We start from the raw sequence: 19,311 nt of genomic DNA, 5'->3' as shown, positions 1-19,311 counted from the left end.
TCTTCCCATCCCCCCCGGTCCCAACAGACGACCAACACCGCCGGCTCCATCCCGGCCCCCTCGGCCGCCCGCCGGTCCCGGAAAGGCCTTCCTCACAGGGCGGGTGCTGTTTAGTTTTCAAGGAACGTGGGGCTCGCCCGCGCTCGCGATCGCCTTCGAGCGAACGACCGTGCGTCGAGCGACGCTTACCAATGTACCACAACGAACACCGCGTGTCAACGGGTTCTTTAGTTGCAAATTTTACCGTGCCAACCAGATGAAGTAGGCGACGAAGACGCCCGCAAGCCCGTACAGCACCGGGTGCACCTCCCGCCCCCGCCCCTGAACGATCTTGAGGATCGGGTAGGCGAGAAACCCGGCGGCGATGCCGATGGCGATGCTGAACGTAAACGGCATGAGGGCGACGGTGAGGAACGCCGGCACCGCGACGGCGAGGTCCGACCAGTCGATGTGCCGCAAGTTCCCGGCCATGAGGACGCCGACGACGATGAGGGCCGGCGCCGTCACCTCCGCCGTCACGATCTGAAGAAGCGGCGCAAAAAAGAGGCTGAGGAGAAAGAGCCCCGCCGTCACGACCGACGCGAGCCCCGTGCGGCCGCCGGCGGCCACCCCCGCCGACGACTCGATGTACGACGTCGTCGTCGACGTCCCGAGCCAGGCGCCGGCCATCGTGGCGACCGCGTCGGAGATGAGCGCCCGGCCGCCGCCTTCGATCTTGCCGTTTTTCATCAGCCCCGCCTGCTGGGCGATGGCGACGATCGTCCCGGTGGCGTCAAAAAAGTCGACGAAGAAGATCGTGAGGACGATGAAGACGAACGCCGGCGTCGGGTGCAAAAGCGCCGGCCAGTCGAGCTTCGCCAGCGTCGGCGCGATGCTCGGCACGGGCTTCACGATGTCGCCGAGCCCCTTCGGCACCGGGATGAGCCCGGCGAGCATGCCGACGGCCGCCGTCGCGACCATGCCGTAGAAGACCGCCCCGCCGACCCGCCGGACGAGCAGCGCCGCCGTCACCAGAAGCCCGAAGACCGCTAGCAGCGTCCGCGGCTCGTGAATCGTCCCGAGCTTCGGCAGCCCCGCCTCCGGGTCGATGACGACCAGGCCGGCGTTTTTGAGGCCGATCAAGGCGATGAAAAGCCCGATGCCGGCGCCGACGGCCATCTTCAGTTCGTGGGGGATCGCCTGGATGATCGTCTCCCGGACCTTCGTCACCGTGAGGAGGAAAAAGAGAAGTCCCGAAGCGAACACCCCCGCCAGCGCCGTCTGCCACGGGATGCCCATGCCGAGGACGACGGTGTAGGCAAAAAAGGCAATGAGTCCCATACCCGGCGCCTGGGCGATGGGCATGTTGGCGTAGAGCGCCATCACCATCGTCCCGACGAACGCCGCGAGCGCCGTCGCGACGAACACCGCCTCCTTGTCCATCCCGGTCTCGGACAAAACCGCCGGGACGACGAACAGGGCATACGCCATGGCGAGAAACGTCGTCACGCCGGCGACCGCCTCCCGGCGCACGGTCGAGCCGCGCTCCCGAACGCGGAAAAACCGCTCCACACGCTTTAGCATCGTCTTCCCCTCTCCGTCCGTTCGACCATCCGCGTCGTCCGGCGCCCCGCGCCCGACATCCCGCACGCGGCCGAAGCGAGCCGCTCCGCCCCGTTCGACCGCCGGCGGTGCGGCCGCATCCGACGCATAAAACGGCATAAAACGCAAAAAAACAGCCGCCGGCGGAGGCGGCCGTGCACCGGCGAAGCCGCCCCAAGGCGACCCATCGGCGTCCATCATCCGTCCGCCGTGCGTAGCCAGGCAGTTTGCGGCTGCCGGTAGAGACGCCTGAGCCGTATTCTCAGGCTTATACGCACGGATGGGAACTCGATTTTAAAAACGGTTTTATTTTACGCCTCGCAGCGTCTCAAGGAAAGGGACACTTTTTGCCTGGCGGCGTGTCGCCCGGCGGACCGCCTTCCAAGCCGTCCGGAACGCCGCCCAGGCCGCCCGGGCCTCCTCCGGCGCCGGGCCGCCGAAGGCGAGGCGCTCGTAGGCGGCGATCGCCCGGGCGAGGGCGGCTGCCGCCGCTTCCGACGGCACCCGCCCGAGAAGCGGCCGAAAGTCGCCGGCCCCGATCCGCGCCGCCTCCGGCGTCCCGGGGGCGATCCACCGCCGGGAAAGCCGCCGGAGCGCCCGCTCGGCCCGGCGCCGGAGTCGAACCGGAAGCGGGTGCCGGAGTCCGAGGCCCGCCCGAAGCGCCAGAGCGAGAAGAAAGACGCCCGCCGCGGCGCCGGCAAGGGCGGCCGCCGGAACGCTTCGGGCGAGGTCCTCGCCGGACGGCGCCGGCGCCGAATCCCCGGATTCGGCCGGCGACGACGGCTTTTCTTCCCGAGCGGAGGACACCTCCGGGGACGGCGCCCGGCCCCGATCGTGGGGAAGAAGCGGCTCCTCGCCGGACGGCGTCGCCGGAGCGAACGCCGCGTCTGCCTCCACCCCCTCCGGCACGCCCCCTCCCTCCGGCGGCGTCGGGTCGAACGGCACCCATCCGCTCCCGGGAAGATACGCCTCGACCCAGGCGTGGGCATCCCGGGCCCGAACGACGATCGTCCGGCCGTCGGCGCTCACCTCGCCGGGCCCGAACCCCTTCACCCACCGGGCCGGCACCCCGGCCGCCCGGAGCAGGACGACCATCGACGTCGAGAAATGGTCGCAGTAGCCGGTCTTGAGCGCGAACAAAAATTGATCGACGAAATCGTCGCCCGGCTCGAGGACCGGCGCGTCGAACGCATAGCGGTATCCGCCCTCTTCCCGAAGATACCTTTCCACCCGCTCGGCGATCTCGACCGGCGTCCCGGCCCCCCGGGCGAGCCTTGCGGCAAGCGACCGCACCCGATCCGGGAGCGTCGTCGGGAGGGCGGTGGTGACCCGGACCATCTCCTCACCGAGCTCCGCCGCCGCCACCGCGGGCCATTCGGACGGAGCGAAGCCGAGCGCCTGAGCCCGGAGCCGGTACGCCTGAAGCAGGACCTCCGTCGGCGGCCGCCGATACGGAACGAATTCCACGACGTACCGGTCCGTCGGCGGCAGGGTGAGCGCTCCGCTCTCCAGATCAAACGTCGCCGGCGCCGGCACTCCGGCCGCCGCTTCCCGGGGAAGGGCAAGGGCGACCGCCCCGTCCGGGTAAACCGCCGCCGTCGCCGGCGTCTCAAGCCGCACTTCCACCCGCCGGAGCCCCTCGCCGGCGCCGGACTCCGGTCCGACCGCCGCGCCGGCCGGACCGACCGTCCGCCCCGGCGCTCGGTGGATCGCCATCGCCGGCGCGAGGTCATACCGCCAGAGGCGCGCTTCCCCATCCGCCCCCGCCGACGGCGCCGGGCCCGGAAGGATCGACCGCTTGGCCTCTCCTTTTCCCTCCGCCGGAAGCCAGAGCTGACCGGTATACCGTTCCAAGCTCACAAGCCGCCACCGCACCCGGGGCACGGGAGCGCCGTCGGCGGAACGGACCGCAAAGATCGGCCGGTCGCTCGGGCGAAACGGCCCGCCGAGGGCGGAGAGGCCGCCGCGATACCCGTCGAGCGTCGCCGCCGCCCCGCCCGGCGACTTTTTGAGCGACGACAAAAACGGCACCGGATCCGGCCAGGCCGGCGCCGTCTCCGGCGCAAGCGTCCCGGCGGCCACCGCCCCGGCGGCAAAGGCCGAAAGGCCGAACGCCCACGCGAGGCCCAACCCCCCCAGCGTCCGGGGGCGCTCCCATCCCCCGCCGGCGTCCGTCGCCCGGCCGAAGGCGCCCCATCCGAGCAAAAGAAGGGCCAAAAAGGCCGCCGGCACGATCGCTTCCCGGCCGTCGTAGGGCCAAAACGTATCCATCGCCGCCAGCGCCCCGATCGCCGGACCGATGACCCGAAGCGGCCGGCGCCGGCGCACCGCCGGCAGGACGAGCCCGAAGACGGCCAGGCCGACCGCCACGTCAAAAGCGAGGGTCCGGGCTTCCCGCGACGGCAGGCCCCGCTCGGCGGCCCACCGGGGAACGTCGACCCCGAGCCACGCGCCCACGTCCGCCAGCGACGGCGCGACGATCTCCTGAGCGAGCCCCTGCCAGTGCGCCGGTCGGAACGCGACCGGCCCCCACGGCGTCTGCGACCAGAGGGCGAGAAGGACGAGGCCGACCGCCGGCCAAACCAGCCGACCGGCCGGGGCGCGCCGGGGCTTGAGCCAGGCGAACGCATGCGCGAGGACGACCGTCCCGTAAAAGTGCCCGAGCGCCTCCGGCGCCGTGTCGCTCACCGCCGGAAGCGCCGCGACGATCAGGCCGAAAAGCGCCGCCGACAGCGCAAAGCCGATCCCTTCGTACAGCCGGACCGCCCGCCGGCCCATTCCGCCCCCTCCTTTCCCGACGTCCCTTCCCCGCTCCGCCGCTTTGTGGAGCCCGTTGACCGAGGCGCCGTTTCCCGATCGCCCTTTAGATCCCCGTCGCTCGGCGGCCGACGGGGATGATCGCCGTCGCCGCCGAAAGCCGCGGCCCTTCCCCGGGCGGAGGACGGTCGATCGGCCGGACGTCGACGAGGAGCTCCCACATCCGCTCCACCAGAGCCCGATGCCGGGTCGGCGGGATGAAGCGCGGCCCTTCGTCCGTCCACGTCCAGAGCCCCACCGGGACGCCGTCAGAGACCAGCGCTTTCAGCCACGTCGCCGCCAGCGCCACATCCCGCTCAAAGGCCTCCGGCTCCGCCGGACGAAACACGTCGAGGACGACGACCACGCGGCCCGCCGCCGCCGGCGATCGGTCGGCGACGAGGAGTTCCCCCGCCCGGGCCGACGCCTTCCAGCGGATCCGACTCACCCGGTCCCCCGGCCGGTACGGCCGGAGCTCCGACGGCTCGCCCGTCCCGTCCGCCCAGCGCAGGCGGCGCCTTTCCTTGAGGACGGCCGTCGCCGGAAGCGGCTTCGGACGGACTTGGATCTCCACCTCCTCCGGAAGGCGCCACCGGCGGTGAACGAAACCGAACAGATCGCCCGCCTCGAGGTCGATCGGCCCCAGCCGGTGCCGGCCGCGGGGAAGTTCCCCGAGCGGGACCGTCACCCGCCATCGCCGGCCCAAAAAGAGCCGCACGTCCCGGCGGACGACCGCGCCGTCGAGGCGTTCGGCGACCGCCAGCCAGGAAAGCCCGAGAGGGAGCCGCCCCTCCACCTCCAGCGTCACGAAAAGGGGCGTCCCGGCTTCATGCGGTCCCGGCGGCAGCGTCCGGCGAACGCGGACGCCGGCCCCGAGGGCCGCCGCCGACCAGAGCGAAACCCCCGCCGCCGCCGCCAGCGTGACCAGCAAAAAATTGCTCACCCAGCCGCCCTGAAACTGCCGGTAACTGAACAAAACGGCCGCCAGGCCGATCAGTCGAAGCCAGCTCCCCACCCGCTCATCCCTCCCCGCCGCTCCGAATCCGGCCGGCCCCGCCGCCCGCCGACCCGAATCCGAACCCGTACGACAAAAGGGCCCGGGCGACCGGCGTCCGAATCCGCCCGACGACACCGCCCCGCCCACCGGCGCCCGACCGCGGCCGGCGGAACCGCCTCCCGGCCTCCGCTCCGGCCGGGCGCCTTATCGGGACGGGAGCCCGGCGAGCTCCCGGATGATCGCTTCCGGCCGCACGCCGTCGTACGCCGCCTCCGGTTCGACGACCACCCGGTGGGCGAGAAGCGGCACCGCCAGCGCAAAGACATCTTCCGGCACGGCGTACGTCCGCCCCCGGACGAAGGCCCGGGCCTGGACGGCGCGGAAGTACGCGATCGACGCCCGAGGGCTGGCGCCGAGGCGAAGGCGCGGATCCCGGCGCGTCCGGGCGACGAGCTCCAAGAGAAGCCGCCGAACCGCCTCGTCCACCCGCACCTCTTCCCGTGCGGCCATCAGCTGAAGCAACCGCTCCCGGTCGAGATGCGGCTCCGGAAGCGGCACCTCGGCCCGACTCCCATACTGCAAAAGAAGCCGTTCCTCTTCTTCCGGATGCGGGTAGCCGAGGAAGAGGCGAAACAAAAAGCGGTCCAGCTGCGCTTCCGGCAGCGGATACGTCCCCTCGTACTCGATCGGGTTTTGCGTCGCCAGGACGAAAAACGGCTGCGGCAGCGCATACGTCTCGCCGTCGACCGTGACCCGTCGCTCCTCCATCGCCTCCAGCAGGGCCGCTTGCGCCTTCGGCGTCGCCCGGTTGATCTCGTCCGCCATGAGGACGTGGGTGAAGATCGGCCCCGGATGAAAGCGAAAACGGCCCTCTTCCGGCACCGTCGTTCCGAGCACATCGCCCGGGAGCACGTCCGGGGTAAACTGCAGCCGCCGAAAGGGAAGGCCGAGGGCCGAGGCGACCGCCCGCACGAGAAGCGTCTTCCCGACCCCCGGCACGTCTTCCAAAAGCACGTGGCCGCCGGCGAGGAGCGCCACGAGGACCAGTTCCACCCGATCCGCCTTGCCGATGACGACCTCCGAGACGGCGTCGATCACCGCGCCGAGCTCCGGATGTCGCCCGTCGACCGCCTGCCGATCCTGCCGCACGGGATCCGCCTCCTGCACCGCTTTCGCCGCCTCAGGCCGCATTTTCTTTCATTGTACCGGTCTGGCGTGCGGAAAAAAAGGGACAGGCACCGTCGCTGCCCCGCGGCATATCGTGTGAGCGTCACGCCCAGCGCCGCCGAAGCCACCGGCCCGGCCGCCGCCCGGTCCGTGAGAGGCCGGGACGGCCGCCGCCCGTCCGTGATCGGGTCCCCCATGCGACCCGGCCTCGCCCGGCTTTTCGCGGCCGGAACGACCGGTGCCGAAATCCTCCGGCCACATTGCCCAAAGGAGGTGAACGGCTGGTTCGACGGCTTCCCGCCCGAAGAACGCGGAAGGGACGATCCGAACCGGGCGACCGCCATGAAATGGCTCCTCCTCGTCGGTTTCGCCATCTCCTCGAGCGTCGACAACTTCGGCGTCGGCATCACCTACGGCCTCCGGCGCATCCGCATCCCCGTCCCCTCGAATGCGCTCATCGCCGCCATCGCCTTTCTCTTCAGCCTCGCCGGCATCCTCTTCGGCCGGTGGATCGCCGACGTGCTCCCGGGGATGCTTCCGGTCTTTCTCGGCTCGTTTCTCCTCGTCGTCATCGGCCTCCGGATCATCCTGCTCGCCGTCCCCCGCGACTGGCCGAAACAGCGCCGCGCCCGCCAGCGGGGAGGCGCCGGGGCGGCCGATCGAGACGCCGAAGCGACGGCCCCCCGACCGAGCGGGTGTCTCACCCGCATCCTGAAGCATCCGGAACAGGTCGACGTCGACCGCTCCCAGACGATCGGCCTCGGCGAATCGATCGTCCTCGGGGCGGCCCTCTCGGCCAACGCCCTCACAAACGGCGTCGGCGCCGGGCTGTTCGGCCTCTCGCCCTTCTGGCTTTCCTTCATCACCGCCATCGGCAGCTTTGTAAGCGTCGCCGGCGGCGTCGCCGTCGGGGAACGCGTAAGCCGCCTCCGGCTCGGCCCGTTTACCGTCGGACAATTCGGCACGCTCTTAAGCGGGGTCATGCTCATCCTCATCGCCCTTTTCGCCCTTTACGACTGACCGCTTTTCGATCGGCCCGACCCCTGCGCCGATCCGAACCTGAACGGGAAGCGCCCTTCGCGCCCTGGCGTGGAACACGAAAACCGGCCCATGCCGAACGCCAAAACGAGCGCACGCAAAAAAGCGGGAGCCGAAAGGCTCCCGCTTTTTCCGCCGGACCCCTCCGCCGAGGCGACGGATCAGAAGTCGTCCATGCCGCCCATGCCGGGGTTCGCGGCTTTTTCTTTTTCCGGAATCTCGGCGACGGCCGCCTCCGTCGTCAGGAACATCATCGCCACCGACGCCGCGTTCTGGAGCGCCGAGCGGGTGACCTTCGCCGGGTCGACGATGCCCGCCTGGATCATGTCGACCCACTCACCGGTCGCGGCGTTGAAGCCGACGTTCCCGGTCTCCTTCTTCAGCCGCTCGACGATGACCGAGCCTTCGAAGCCGGCGTTTTCGGCGATGAGCCGCACCGGCGCCTCGAGGGCCTTGAGGACGATGTTCACCCCGGTCTTCTCGTCCCCTGCCGCCTCGAGCTTCTCCACCGCGGCGATCGCCCGGACGAACGCCGTGCCGCCGCCGGGGACGATGCCCTCTTCGACCGCCGCCCGGGTGGCGTTCAAGGCGTCTTCGATGCGGAGTTTCTTCTCCTTCATCTCCGTCTCGGTCGCCGCGCCGACCTTGATCACCGCGACGCCGCCGGCAAGCTTCGCCAGCCGCTCCTGGAGCTTTTCCTTGTCGAACTCCGACGTCGTCTCTTCGATCTGCTGCTTGATCGCCTTGATGCGGGCCTCGATGTTCTTCTTGTCGCCGGCGCCCTCGACGATCGTCGTCGTCTCCTTCGTGACGATGACCCGCTTGGCCCGGCCGAGCTGGTCGATGCGGGTCGACTTGAGCTCCAGTCCGAGGTCCTCGGTGATGACCTGGCCGCCGGTGAGGATGGCGATGTCCTCCAGCATCGCCTTCCGACGGTCGCCGAAGCCCGGCGCCTTGACGGCCACCGCCGTAAACGTCCCGCGAAGTTTGTTGACGACGAGGGTCGCCAGCGCTTCGCCCTCAACGTCTTCGGCGATGACGAGAAGCGGCCGCCCGTGCTGGACGATCTTTTCGAGGAGCGGCAGGATGTCCTGGATGCTCGAGATCTTCTTGTCGGTGATGAGGATGTACGGATCTTCGAGCTCCGCCTCCATCCGCTCCGTGTTCGTCACCATGTACGGGGAGATGTAGCCGCGGTCAAACTGCATCCCTTCGACGACGTCGAGCTCCGTCTGGAAGCCTTTCGACTCCTCGACGGTGATGACGCCGTCCTGGCCGACCTTCTCCATCGCCTCGGCGATGAGCTTGCCGATCTCTTCGTCGTTCGCCGAGATGGCCGCCACCTGAGCGATGGCGTCCTTCCCTTCGACCGGCTTGGAGATCCGCTTGATCTCCGCCACCGCCGCCTCGACGGCCCGTTCGATCCCCCGGCGGATGATCATCGGATTCGCGCCGGCGGTGACGTTTTTGATCCCCTCGTGGATGATCGCCTGGGCGAGCACCGTCGCCGTCGTCGTCCCGTCGCCGGCGACGTCGTTCGTCTTCGTCGCCGCCTCCTTGACGATCTGGGCGCCCATGTTTTCAAACGGGTCCTTCAGCTCGATCTCCTTCGCGATCGTCACGCCGTCGTTCGTGATGAGCGGCGAGCCGTATTTCTTCTCCAGGACGACGTTCCGGCCCTTCGGCCCGAGCGTCACCTTCACCGCGTTCGCGAGCGCGTCGACGCCCCGAAGCATCGCCCGACGGGCGTCTTCCGCAAACCGGACTTCTTTGGCGGCCACGATCGATCCCTCCTTCTCCTTCGGTGTCGTCTATGGACAGACCGCTTCGGCCGCGCCCCAAGGCGCCGGCCCCGTATGTGCCCCGCCGTCCGAGACCCGGCCCATCACCGGCCTTCTTCGGCCCGGGCCAACTCCTGCCGGCCGCCGGACGGCGCGCCGGTCGACGCCGTCGACCTTTTCTCCGCTGACCCGCGGCGGATCCGACGGCGAACGCCGACGGGCTCAGTCGATGACGGCGAGAATGTCGGACTCCCGAAGGATGAGGTATTCCTTGTCCTGATACTTCACTTCCGTGCCGGCGTACTTCGAGAAGATGACGCGGTCCCCTTCCTTGACCTCCAGCGGCACCCGCTTGCCGTCTTCCAGCCGGCCGGTGCCGACGGCGATGACCTTGCCCTCCTGCGGCTTTTCCTTGGCCGTATCCGGCAGGACGATGCCGCTCGCGGTCTTCTCCTCCCGCTCGGCGGGTTCGACGATGACGCGGTCGCCCAACGGACGGAGCATCGGCGATCCCTCCTTTGCCACTCGATCTTCGTTCGTCGCGCCCGCGGCGCTCTCCGCCGCCTTGTTAGCACTCAATGGATCCGAGTGCTAACACCACTTCTCATCATAATCATCCGCCCGGCAAAAGGCAAGGGGAGCGGTTTTGTCGTTTTTGCATATTCCTGGATGTCGCCGGCCCAACCGATGCCCCCGGCCGGCATAAAAAAAGCGCCGGCATCAGGCGCCGGCGCCGGACGACGGCGGAGATTTTTTCTGGTCGTCGTCGGTGAGTTCCTGGGCCGCCTTTTTAAATTCTTTGAGCGTCGTGCCGAAGGCGCGGCCGATCTCCGGCAGCTTGCTCGGGCCGAAGATGATGAGCGCGAGGATCAGAATGAGGATGAGCCCGGGGATGCCGATGTTTTGAAACACGGCGGATCAGCCCCTTTTGCCGGCGAGAAGCTCCAGCGCCGGCGGAATGAATTCCAGAATCGCGCTCAGGCAGATCTCGGCGGAACGGGGCGCGCCGGGAAGGTTGACGATGAGCGTCCGCTTCCGGGTGCCGATGACGGCCCGGGAAAAAAGCTCGTTCGGCGACACTTGCGACGCCCGGCGGCGCATCTCTTCGGCGAAGCCCGGGATGACCCGGTCGACGATCTGAAGCGTCGCCTCCGGCGTCACGTCCCGGGGACCGAGGCCGGTGCCGCCGGTCGTGACGATGAGGTCCACCCCGTCCCGCTCGATCATGTCGATCATCGTCTCCTTGATCGTCTCGATCTCGTCCGGGACGACCTTGTACGTGACCACCCGGCCGCCGATCCGCTTTTCCAAGAGGTCGGTGATGATGCCGCGGCTTTGGTCTTCCCGCTCCCCGCGGGCGCCGCGGTCGCTGATCCACAAGATGCCGAATCGCCAATCCAAGCCCGATGCCCCCTTGTGTTCCCATCATAACGCAACCGGCGGGGGAACTCAAGGCGAAACCGCTTACCGCCGCCGGCATTCGGTGTTGCTTTGGCTCGGCGTCCCGAGCGGCGAACGGCATCGCTTTGGATCGGCGAAACGGACGGCGTCCGGCGTTTCCTTCGCCCCGCGAAACGGGGGCGATCCGGCGGTTCCGGCGTTTTTTGATCAGCGGAAACTGTACGTCGTCCCGGGGACCGGCTCGTTGTACACCTCCTCAGGACCAAACCCCTCCGCAAAAGCGAACACGTCTTTCGCGTCGAGGGCGACGACGCGCCCTTCGATGCCGTCGTCGATCGGGCTGTGCTTTTGCAAAAACCGTTCCACCACCGTGTGCAGGTCGACGTCGAGCACCTTCGGCTCTTTGACCGGCTTCAGGCGACAGAGCATCTCCGGCGGGTCTCCTTCCCGATCGCAGGCGGCGACGAAGTATGTTTTGTCCCGCTCGAGGGGCTTTCCGCCGATCTCGATCGACTGAACCCGCTTCCCCATCGGCCGGTCGATGAACATTTTCACCTTCATGCCGGAGAAGCGGACGACCCAGCCGCCGACCCGCTTCGGGATGTCGTTCGTAAAGACGTTGTTGAGCTCCCGCTCCATCCACTGCCAGATCATCTCGCCGGTGGCGATGCCGGTCTTGATCGGAGCGTTGACCGGGAGCCAGCTCCAGAGGTCTTCCACCGTGATCGGCCCCGGCGCGACCGGCGGCGCGAAGCGAAAGCCGTTGGAGATGCCGATGTCGGCGCCGGTGGCTTCGCGGATGGCGTCGGTGATGAGGTTGTCGATCGGGTTTTCCAGCACGTTGTAGCGGTAGAGGTACGATTTCGTCTCGCCGATCTTCCGCTCGATGATCGGCCGGTAGGGCTTCCGGACTTCCAGGACGACCTTTTTGACCTCTTCGTCTTCGGGGTAGCGCTCGGCGAGGACGGGGATGAGCTCGTAGCGGTAATCTTTGATCTTTCGGTCTTCGACGAGGACGTCCAGCCGGCCGACGAACGAGCCGAAGGCGCCCGCCTCGGTCACCGGCACGCCGAGGGTGATCGGATCGTACGTCCGCTGGTGCGTGTCGCCGCCGAAGATGAAGTCGATGCCGCTCGCCTCGGGTTTCTGGGCAAACGTCACCTGCTGCGCCAGGCCGAGGTGGGCGAGCATGATGACGATGTCGCATTTGTAACGCGTCCGGAGGAGATCGACGAGCCGGGGCGCCGTCTCCTCGGGAAAGCTGAACTGAATGCCTTTATGATACGCCGGCGCCTGGCGGATTTTCGTCAGCGGGTCGTTGTAGCCGATGAAGCCGATGCGGACGCCCCCCATCTCGGCGATAAAATAGTTCGGGTAAAGCGGATAGCCGGGATCGAGCCCTTCCTGATCCCAGACCATGTTCGAGCAGATGACGGGGAAGTGGTAGCCGACGGCCAGCTCCACCAGCCGCGCCGGGCCGTAGACGACCTCCCAGTTTCCCGGAAGCGCGAGGTCGTAGCCCATGCGATTCATGATGTCGATCATCGCCCGGCCGCGGCTCAAGGCGGCGATGGCCGAGCCCTGATAGCAATCGCCGGTGTCGACGATAAAAACGTTTCCCGGGTTTTCCGCCCGGATGAGTTTAAACAGCGTCTTAAGCCGCGCCATGCCGCCGGCCGGTTTGAAGACGTTCTTCCCGTTCACCCGAAACATCTCCGGGTGCGTCAGCACCTGGCCGTGGATGTCCGTCGTGTGGAGAAAGGTGAGCTGGACCACCTTCCGCGGCGGCACCGACCAGTCCTTGGCGTACGCCCGCTCCCCGGCGGCGAGCCCCGTGACGATCGGGTACAGCCCGAGGCCGACGCCGACGGAACCGATGACCTTGAGCACCTCCCGGCGGGTGAGCGTCCGCGCCTCTCCGGGCGCATGGGCGCACCCGCCGGCGTGATCGTGACCGCACCCTTGGGCCCCGACCGGCGGTTCGGCGACCCGGCGCCGCTCTTCCATGGCCATCCCTCCCAGGGTTCGCGTTTTGGATCTGCGATTTGCCCTTAATATACTTTTTCGATAAGTGAGACGGTAAGCGCCTTCATCGCTCATCATACCGAACGTGATACGGTATGTCAAGTATGGATAGGGTGAATTCTATACACTATTCATAATGCTATACCCGGTATTGTACCCCTGCGTCCGAATGCGGCGTCCGACGAAACGACCGGGCGCGCCGGTTGCCCGCCCCAACCTTACGCCTGAGCGAGGTTCGGGCCCGCCGCGTCATGCGCCGTTCGCTTCGCCGGACGACTTCTTGAAGCCATCCGCCGGAACTTCCGCCGGAACTTCCGCCTTTTCTTCCGCAACGGCTTTCCCTCCGTTTTGGGCAAGCTCTTCCTGCCTTGCCGGTTTTTCCGCGCCTTCGCTCCCCGCGATCGGCACCGGGCCGTCCGGCAAAAAGAGAACATCGACCCGAACGTCGTGGGCGACCGCCGGGAGCCGATCGACGATCTGCCAGGGAAACGCCGGCGCCACCCGGAGCGCCCGCCGGAGTCCGGGCAGCGTCCGGTCGTAAAACCCGCCGCCGTACCCGAGCCGCACGCCGCGGCGATCAAAGGCGAGCCCCGGCACGAGGACGAGGTCGATCGCCGCCCCGTCCACCGCCTCCTCGGGCGGCGGCTCCAAAATGCCGAAGGCGCCCGGGCTCAGGACGGCGGTGGGCTCGACGCGGTAAAAGCGAAGCGGCCGGCCCCTTCCTTCGACCCGCGGCAGGGCGAGCGTCTTCCCGGCCTCCCAGACCGCCGTCCAGAGGGGACGCACGTCCACTTCACCGGGAAGCGGCGCGTAGGCGGCGACGACGGCGGCCGCCCGGTACGCCGGGTGGGCCAAAAGATGCGCGACGATCCGCCGGGAAAGGTCGGCCGCGACCTCCGGCGGGACCTTTTGTCCCCGAAAGGCCCGCCGGAGGGCCGCCTTTTCCCGATCGAGCGCGCCGTCTGAACCGGCCATGTCGAACCTCCTTCCCCGATCTTGTCGAGGCGCCTCAAGAACGTTCAGGCCGCCCTGACCTGGGCGATCGCCCCTTTCCGACCGTTACGGCGACCGACCCGGCGCCCGGGCGGCGCCGGCCGGGGACGACGCCTCCTCCGGTTCAGGGTCTTCCCCCGCGGCGCCGGCGATCGGATAGACGGCAAACAAAAGCCCGAGCGCCGCCGCGACGACGCCGGAGTCGTTCACGACGGCGTTCACCGCGCTCACCCAGAGGGCGGAAGCGGCGCCCCGGCGCTCGGCCGCCTCGACGCCCGCCGCCCGCCTGGCCCAGAAGAGCACCAACGCGGCGGCGACGATGAAGGCGACGAAGAACAGGCGGCCCCACAGCGACGTCCGCATGAGGCGGACGTTCATCGCTCCTTTCCGGACGATCGTCTCCTGAAGCGGCGCCACCCCCTCCGCCGCCACCGCCTCGGCGAGGCGCGAAAGGTGGCTCGGCGCCTCGGCGACGGCATGCCAGGCGAAAAGACCGGCGACGCCCAGAAGAACCGCCCCGGCCCCGACGAAAACCGCCTGCCGGAGGCGCCGAGGCGGAGCCGCCGGCCGAACGCTTTCCGGAAAAAGAACCGGCAGGGCGGCCAGCCACGCCACGGACCCGCCGAAGTTGGCCCCGGCCCAGGGCGCTCCCAAAAAGAGGAGGAGAGCGGCATAGGCGGCCGCCCGAACGGGGAGGGCGGGCCGCATCCGGGCGAGGAGGTAGGCCGCTCCCGCGACCACGAGGCCCATCCGCTCGTTGCCGAGACCGTAGAACCGGGCGCCGAGCAAAGGATCGTAGCCGAAGAGGCTGTAGCGGCTCTGGGCGTACCCGCCGAGCTGGTCGAGGGCAAAAAGCCCGAGGAACGCCGCCGCCACGCCGGCGAGCGTCCGGCGGAAACCGAGGCGAAGCCAGAGGCAGGCCAGGACCAGCGCGCCGCCGCCGTAGAGAAGACCGACGACCGCCGGCGGCGGTCCGCCCGCCGGCGGCCGGCCGAGGCCGAGAAGGGGGCCGAACGCCGCATCGGCGAGCGGCACGCCGAGGCTTACGCCGGCGGCCAGGGCGACGAAGCGGTGCCCGAGGCCGGCGCCCCGAGCCGGATGCCGGTTCGCCCGGCGCCCCCGGAGGACGACAAACGCTCCGGCGAGCGCGGTGAGGCCGACGGCCGCGTTGACGTAGACGGGCATCACGGCCTGCCGGACGGCGGCAAGGTGTCGGAGGGAAACCTCGATCGCCCGGGCGGCGCCCGCCGCGCCGGGGAGCGCCGCGCCGCCCGGCGCTTTCGGCCCGTCGGCGGCGTCCGCCGGCCGAATCGGCGCTCCTTCCGCCGGCTCGCCGCGTAGGCCGAGCCGCTCGGCCCACGTGGGCCCAAGGTCGACGGCCGCGACGATCCCGGGCCATCGGGTCGTCGCCGCCGTGAGGAGCGTTCCCGACGGGATGAGCCTCGGGGATCCGTCGTTCGCCGAAAACGGCCGCGCTTCCGGCGATGGGCCACGCCCCGGCAGAAACCGCCGCTTAAGTGGCGCATAGGCTTCCGGCGGCGCGTCGTGAGCCGGACGGCGCCTTTCGAAAAGACCGAAGGGGATGCCCCGGCCGCTTGCCCGGGGCGTCGGATGGGCGAGCAAAAAGACGTCGGCCTCCTCCCGGAGCGCCTCCACGACCGCCCGAAGAACGTCCGCCGCCCGTCGGTCCGGCGCGCCGCCGGCCAGATCGAACGCCACCCACGCCCAGTCGGCGCCGGCGGCCGCATCCCGCACCGCCGCCGCCACCGCTTCAGCGCTTTTGCCCCCCTGCAGGCGAGATGGGCGAAGGCCGAGCCCCGCTTCCACCGCCCGGCCGGCGTCCTCCGCCTCAAGGCCGAGGGACGGCGCCTCGACGGCGACCGCCGCGACCGTTCGCCCGGACGCCTGAAGGAGCGCCGGAAACGTCCGCCTCCCGGCCGCGCCGCACGGCGCCTCGGCCGGGAAGCGGACGTCCGCCCGGCGCCCGCAGGCGATCGTCCGGAGGACGTTGACCCGGCTTCGGCTCGACGGCGTGCGGGTCGTCAGAATCGCCCAGTCCCCCTCGGCGATGAGCGCCCGGAACGCCGCGTCGGCCGCGAGCCGCTCGAGCGCGGCGAAGGTAAGGCCGCCGACGTCGACGACGGCGATTCGGGCGGAGGCGCCGGCCGCCCCTTCCCCTTGGACGTTCGCTTCCGCTCGACCGGACGCCGCCGCGCCGCCGCCCGCGCCGGACGCCGCCGTCACCGCGCCCGTGGCGCCGCACGCCGCCGCGACCGCCACCCCGATGGCGACGACGCTTGCCGCCAGGCGGGGGATCCTCCCCCGGCGGCACCCGTCTTCTCTTCCGTCGCGCAGCACCGGATCGCTCCTTTGCGGAACGGAGCGCTCCGTTCCCGCCGCTCCCCGGTTTTCTCGGTTTTCCGGCTGCCGAAAAGCGCCGTCCCCAAAGCGCCGCCGGTTTTCCACCGGCTATCCCCGGGTTATCCCCGGGTTATCCCCAACATCCACAGGCTCTGTGGAAAACCTTGGGATGACCGCGGCCGCCTTCCTCGTCGGCCCGGGCGGCGCCTCCCGGCCCGGAAGCGAAGCCGCCGCGAGGGGAAGATCGGCCGCCGCCCCGAGGGACCAGTCGGCAAACACCCCGTGGACGTACAGCACGTCGGCGTAGGCGCCGATCATCGCCGCGTTGTCCGTGCACAATTCCGGCGGCGGCACGACGAACTCGACGCCGGCCTCCTCCGCCAGCGCCCGGAGCGCCCCCCGGAGGTCCCGATTCGCCGCCACCCCGCCCGCGAGCGCGAGCTGGCGCGCTCCCGTCTCCCGGAGCGCTTCCGCCGCCACCTCCCGGAGCGCGGCGACGACCGCCTGCTGAAAGCTCGCCGCCACATCCGCCGCCGGCGGGGTCTCCCCGCGGGCCTCCGCCTCCTCGAGCAAGCGCCGGAGGTGCGTCTTCAGGCCGCTAAAGCTCAGGGCATACCGGTCCCCTTCCCGCGGCCGCGGGCTCGGGAGCAAAAAGCGGGGCGTCCCCTCCTGCGCCAGGCGGTCGAGGTGCGGCCCGGCCGGGTACGGAAGGCCGAGGAGCCGGCCGACCTTGTCGTACGCCTCACCGACGGCGTCGTCAAGCGTTCCGCCGAGAGGGACGAACGCGCCGTCCTCCGGCATATAGACGATTTCCGTGTGGCCGCCGGAGACGACGAGGGCAACGAGGGGAAAGCGAAGCGGTCGGACGAACCGGTTGGCGTAGATGTGCCCGGCGAGGTGGTGCACGGCGATGAGCGGCACGTCTCGGGCGAAAGCGAGCCCCTTCGCCACCTGCACCCCGACGAGGAGAGAGCCGACGAGGCCCGGGCCGTGGGTGACGGCGACGGCGTCGATCCCCGAAAGCGGCACGCCGGCGCGGCGGAGCGCCTCGTCGACGACGGCGATCACCGCCTCGACGTGCATCCGGGCGGCGATCTCCGGGACGACGCCGCCGAACACCCGGTGTCGGTCGATTTGCGACGCGACGACGTTCGCAAGCACCCGCTCGCCGTTTTCCACCACCGCCGCCGCCGTCTCGTCACAGCTCGTCTCGAGGGCGAGAATCCGCCGCGGCACCGTCCGTCCCCCCTTCGAGGTCCGCCCACAGGATGAGGGCGTCCTCCCCGTTGTCCTCATAATACCCTTTCCGGACTCCGGCCGGCCGAAACCCGAACTTGGCGTACAGCCGCTGGGCGATCGTGTTCGTGACCCGCACCTCGAGCGTCATCCGCCGCACCGAATGGTCCCGCGCCACGTCGATGAGGTGCTGCATGAGCCGGGTGCCGTAGCCCCGTCCCCGGACGTCCGGCGCCACGGCGATGTTCGTCACGTGGGCCTCGTCGAAGACGAGCCACATCCCGGCGTAGCCGAGAATCCGCCCCGCCTGCTCGAGGACGAAATACCGGGCCAGCGGATTGTGCCGGAGTTCGTGGCGAAACGACGCCTCGCTCCACGGCAGGGTAAACACCGCCCGATCCAGAGCCGCCACCGCCGGGACGTCGTCCTCCGTCATCGGCCGGAGGATCGGCTCCGCCGTCATCGCCCCCCGCCCCCCTCGCCGGCGCGGGCCCGCTCCGGCGCGCTCGCGAGAAGATAGACCGGCTGATAGGCCGAAAGCGCCGCCACGTCCCCGGGCGGCACCGCCTCCCCCAGCCCGTACCGGGCGGCCCAGGCGAGCCGCGCCGCCCGCGGCGCCGCCCAGGCCGGCGGCACCAGGACGGCCCGGGCGCCGAAGGCCGCCCGCACCGCCGCCCCTTCCGGCACCTCCGGATACGCGACCCAGTAGATCGGCGCCTCCGGCGTGAACGCCCCCCGCCGGGCGGACGCCGCGCCGGCGAAAGCCCCGTCCCCCTCGCCGGCGGCTGCGCCGGCCGCTTCGCGGGCGGAGACGCCGGCGGCTGCGCCGGCCGCTTCGCGGGCGGAGGCGCCGGCCGCTTCGCCGCCCCCGTTTTCGCCGGCCCCGCCGGCGCCTGCCCCGAAGGGCGCGTCTCCTACCGCCCGGAGGCCTCCGTCGGCGAGCTCGGCGACGAGCGCCGCCACCTCGATGACGCCCTCCGCGCGCTCCCGGACGAGGCGATCCCCGTCCCAGCGATAGACCGCCGCATACGCCCGTCCCCGGCGGGCGTCGATGAGCGACACGATCCGCCCCGACACCCCCGGCGGGACGGCCAGCGCAAGGGCGGCGAGGCTCGAGACGCCGGTGAGCGGCACGCCGAGGGCGTAGGCGAGCGCTTTCGCCGCCGTCACGCCGATCCGGACCCCGGTGTACGACCCGGGCCCCCGGGCGACGACGATCGATTGGACGGACCGCTTGGCGACGCCGGCCCGGTCAAAGAGCGCCTGAAGCGCCGGGTAGAGCGCCTCGGCGTGGTTCAGGCGTGCCGCCGCCGTCCACTCCGCCAGGATGTGCTCCCCGTCGACGAGGGCGACCGACAGGGGGAGCGCCGACGTATCAAAGGCCAGCGTCAGCATCATCGATCGCCTCCCGGATCGCCGGAAGCCGGTCGGCCGGCGCTTGAAGGTGCACCCGGCGAGGCCCGTCGCCGGCCCCTTCGATGCGGAGGCGAAGCGCCTCCGGCGGCCAGAACGCTTCCCCGGCCTCCGGCCACTCGACGACGACCACCCCGTCGCCGGACAGATATTCGTCAAACCCGAGATCTTCCCCGGGCGGAAGGCGGTACAGGTCCATGTGGTGCAGCGGCAAAACCCCCCGGTACGACTGGATGAGGGTGAACGTCGGGCTTCGGACGGGCTCCGTCACCCCGAGCCCGGCGGCGAGACCCTGGACGAACGTCGTCTTCCCGGCGCCGAGGTCGCCGTACACGAGCAAAACGTCCCCCGGTCGGAGGGCCGCGGCCAGCTTTCGGCCGAACGCCCGCATCGCCTCCGGCGTCGGAATCGTGCGCGTCACCGCCTCACCGCCCAACGCAGATGCCCTCCTTTCCCGCCCATCATACCGCAACTTCAGGGCCGGAGAAAACGGCCGGCCGGCGGCGTGGCCGGAAGAAAAAA

At 70.1% G+C, this 19,311-nt stretch carries 16 protein-coding genes and 1 riboswitch; of the genes, 1 reads left to right on the top strand and 15 read right to left on the bottom strand.

The window, feature by feature from the left end; translation table 11 throughout:
- Nucleotides 1-240 precede the first annotated feature (240 nt).
- From SA87_RS03470 to SA87_RS03455, 4 genes are all read right to left on the bottom strand, one after another.
- Complete coding sequence (locus tag SA87_RS03470) at nucleotides 241-1,551, bottom strand: NCS2 family permease (protein WP_211264144.1); 1,311 nt, start codon at nucleotides 1,549-1,551, stop codon at nucleotides 241-243.
- Between the two features lie 225 nt (nucleotides 1,552-1,776).
- Nucleotides 1,777-1,877: riboswitch (purine riboswitch) on the bottom strand.
- 10 nt (nucleotides 1,878-1,887) lie between these two features.
- The gene (locus SA87_RS03465) at nucleotides 1,888-4,359 is read right to left on the bottom strand and encodes a transglutaminase-like domain-containing protein (protein WP_066199233.1); all 2,472 of its coding nucleotides are present in this window, start codon (nucleotides 4,357-4,359) and stop codon (nucleotides 1,888-1,890) included.
- A gap of 85 nt (nucleotides 4,360-4,444) precedes the next feature.
- Complete coding sequence (locus SA87_RS03460) at nucleotides 4,445-5,392, bottom strand: DUF58 domain-containing protein (protein WP_066199231.1); 948 nt, start codon at nucleotides 5,390-5,392, stop codon at nucleotides 4,445-4,447.
- A gap of 186 nt (nucleotides 5,393-5,578) precedes the next feature.
- Nucleotides 5,579-6,565: an AAA family ATPase gene (locus tag SA87_RS03455; RefSeq protein WP_082718213.1), complete on the bottom strand. Its 987-nt coding sequence runs from the start codon at nucleotides 6,563-6,565 to the stop codon at nucleotides 5,579-5,581.
- Nucleotides 6,566-6,814: 249 nt separating this feature from the next.
- Between SA87_RS03455 and ytaF the strand changes: the two genes are divergently transcribed.
- Nucleotides 6,815-7,561, top strand: coding sequence for a sporulation membrane protein YtaF (gene ytaF / locus SA87_RS03450; RefSeq protein ID WP_322787498.1), 747 nt, complete (start codon nucleotides 6,815-6,817; stop codon nucleotides 7,559-7,561).
- A 179-nt stretch (nucleotides 7,562-7,740) separates the two neighbouring features.
- On the opposite strand, the gene groL is transcribed toward ytaF, so the two are convergent.
- From groL to tsaE, 11 genes are all read right to left on the bottom strand, one after another.
- On the bottom strand, nucleotides 7,741-9,360 hold the full coding sequence (groL, locus tag SA87_RS03445) for a chaperonin GroEL (RefSeq protein ID WP_272999956.1): 1,620 nt from the start codon (nucleotides 9,358-9,360) through the stop codon (nucleotides 7,741-7,743).
- A gap of 222 nt (nucleotides 9,361-9,582) precedes the next feature.
- Nucleotides 9,583-9,864 (bottom strand): co-chaperone GroES, encoded by a 282-nt coding sequence (gene groES, locus SA87_RS03440; RefSeq protein ID WP_066199228.1) that lies wholly within the window; start codon nucleotides 9,862-9,864, stop codon nucleotides 9,583-9,585.
- 216 nt (nucleotides 9,865-10,080) lie between these two features.
- Nucleotides 10,081-10,272 carry a twin-arginine translocase TatA/TatE family subunit gene (gene tatA / locus SA87_RS03435; protein WP_066199225.1) on the bottom strand — a complete coding sequence of 64 codons (192 nt, stop codon included), beginning with the start codon at nucleotides 10,270-10,272 and terminating at the stop codon, nucleotides 10,081-10,083.
- A 6-nt stretch (nucleotides 10,273-10,278) separates the two neighbouring features.
- On the bottom strand, nucleotides 10,279-10,761 hold the full coding sequence (locus tag SA87_RS03430; protein WP_066199220.1) for a MogA/MoaB family molybdenum cofactor biosynthesis protein: 483 nt from the start codon (nucleotides 10,759-10,761) through the stop codon (nucleotides 10,279-10,281).
- A gap of 207 nt (nucleotides 10,762-10,968) precedes the next feature.
- A complete protein-coding gene (locus tag SA87_RS03425; RefSeq protein WP_066199217.1) occupies nucleotides 10,969-12,768 on the bottom strand; it encodes a bifunctional metallophosphatase/5'-nucleotidase in 1,800 nt (599 codons plus the stop codon).
- 267 nt (nucleotides 12,769-13,035) lie between these two features.
- Entirely contained in the window at nucleotides 13,036-13,761 is a 726-nt protein-coding gene (locus SA87_RS03420) for a 5-formyltetrahydrofolate cyclo-ligase (RefSeq protein WP_066199215.1), read from the bottom strand.
- A gap of 84 nt (nucleotides 13,762-13,845) precedes the next feature.
- Nucleotides 13,846-16,137, bottom strand: a complete 2,292-nt coding sequence (locus SA87_RS03415; protein WP_156516483.1) for a hypothetical protein — start codon at nucleotides 16,135-16,137, stop codon at nucleotides 13,846-13,848.
- 111 nt (nucleotides 16,138-16,248) lie between these two features.
- Nucleotides 16,249-17,376 carry a tRNA (adenosine(37)-N6)-threonylcarbamoyltransferase complex transferase subunit TsaD gene (gene tsaD, locus SA87_RS03410; RefSeq protein WP_066199209.1) on the bottom strand — a complete coding sequence of 376 codons (1,128 nt, stop codon included), beginning with the start codon at nucleotides 17,374-17,376 and terminating at the stop codon, nucleotides 16,249-16,251.
- Complete coding sequence (gene rimI / locus SA87_RS03405) at nucleotides 17,339-17,839, bottom strand: ribosomal protein S18-alanine N-acetyltransferase (RefSeq protein WP_066199206.1); 501 nt, start codon at nucleotides 17,837-17,839, stop codon at nucleotides 17,339-17,341. Before rimI ends, tsaD begins: the two co-directional genes overlap by 38 nt.
- Nucleotides 17,836-18,774, bottom strand: a complete 939-nt coding sequence (gene tsaB, locus SA87_RS03400) for a tRNA (adenosine(37)-N6)-threonylcarbamoyltransferase complex dimerization subunit type 1 TsaB (protein ID WP_082910458.1) — start codon at nucleotides 18,772-18,774, stop codon at nucleotides 17,836-17,838. The genes rimI and tsaB overlap by 4 nt, the downstream gene beginning before the upstream one ends.
- Nucleotides 18,752-19,225 (bottom strand): tRNA (adenosine(37)-N6)-threonylcarbamoyltransferase complex ATPase subunit type 1 TsaE, encoded by a 474-nt coding sequence (gene tsaE / locus SA87_RS03395; RefSeq protein ID WP_322787488.1) that lies wholly within the window; start codon nucleotides 19,223-19,225, stop codon nucleotides 18,752-18,754. The genes tsaB and tsaE overlap by 23 nt, the downstream gene beginning before the upstream one ends.
- Nucleotides 19,226-19,311 lie beyond the last annotated feature (86 nt).

Source organism: Hydrogenibacillus schlegelii (genome assembly GCF_001653195.1).
Taxonomy (GTDB): domain Bacteria; phylum Bacillota; class Bacilli; order Thermicanales; family DSM-22653; genus Hydrogenibacillus; species Hydrogenibacillus schlegelii.
The sequence above is the reverse complement of the archived record's forward strand: the minus strand, read 5'-3'. Positions and strand labels throughout refer to the sequence as shown.

What these genes read in the sequence shown, in the direction of transcription:
- SA87_RS03465 (WP_066199233.1), bottom strand. Translation starts at nt 4,359, where the DNA reads ATGGGCCGGCGGGCGGTCCGGCTGTACGAAGGGATCGGCTTTGCGCTG.
- SA87_RS03425 (WP_066199217.1), bottom strand. Translation starts at nt 12,768, where the DNA reads ATGGAAGAGCGGCGCCGGGTCGCCGAACCGCCGGTCGGGGCCCAAGGG.
- rimI (WP_066199206.1), bottom strand. Translation starts at nt 17,839, where the DNA reads ATGACGGCGGAGCCGATCCTCCGGCCGATGACGGAGGACGACGTCCCG.
- tsaB (WP_082910458.1), bottom strand. Translation starts at nt 18,774, where the DNA reads ATGATGCTGACGCTGGCCTTTGATACGTCGGCGCTCCCCCTGTCGGTC.
- SA87_RS03455 (WP_082718213.1), bottom strand. Translation starts at nt 6,565, where the DNA reads ATGCGGCCTGAGGCGGCGAAAGCGGTGCAGGAGGCGGATCCCGTGCGG.
- SA87_RS03420 (WP_066199215.1), bottom strand. Translation starts at nt 13,761, where the DNA reads ATGGCCGGTTCAGACGGCGCGCTCGATCGGGAAAAGGCGGCCCTCCGG.
- groES (WP_066199228.1), bottom strand. Translation starts at nt 9,864, where the DNA reads ATGCTCCGTCCGTTGGGCGACCGCGTCATCGTCGAACCCGCCGAGCGG.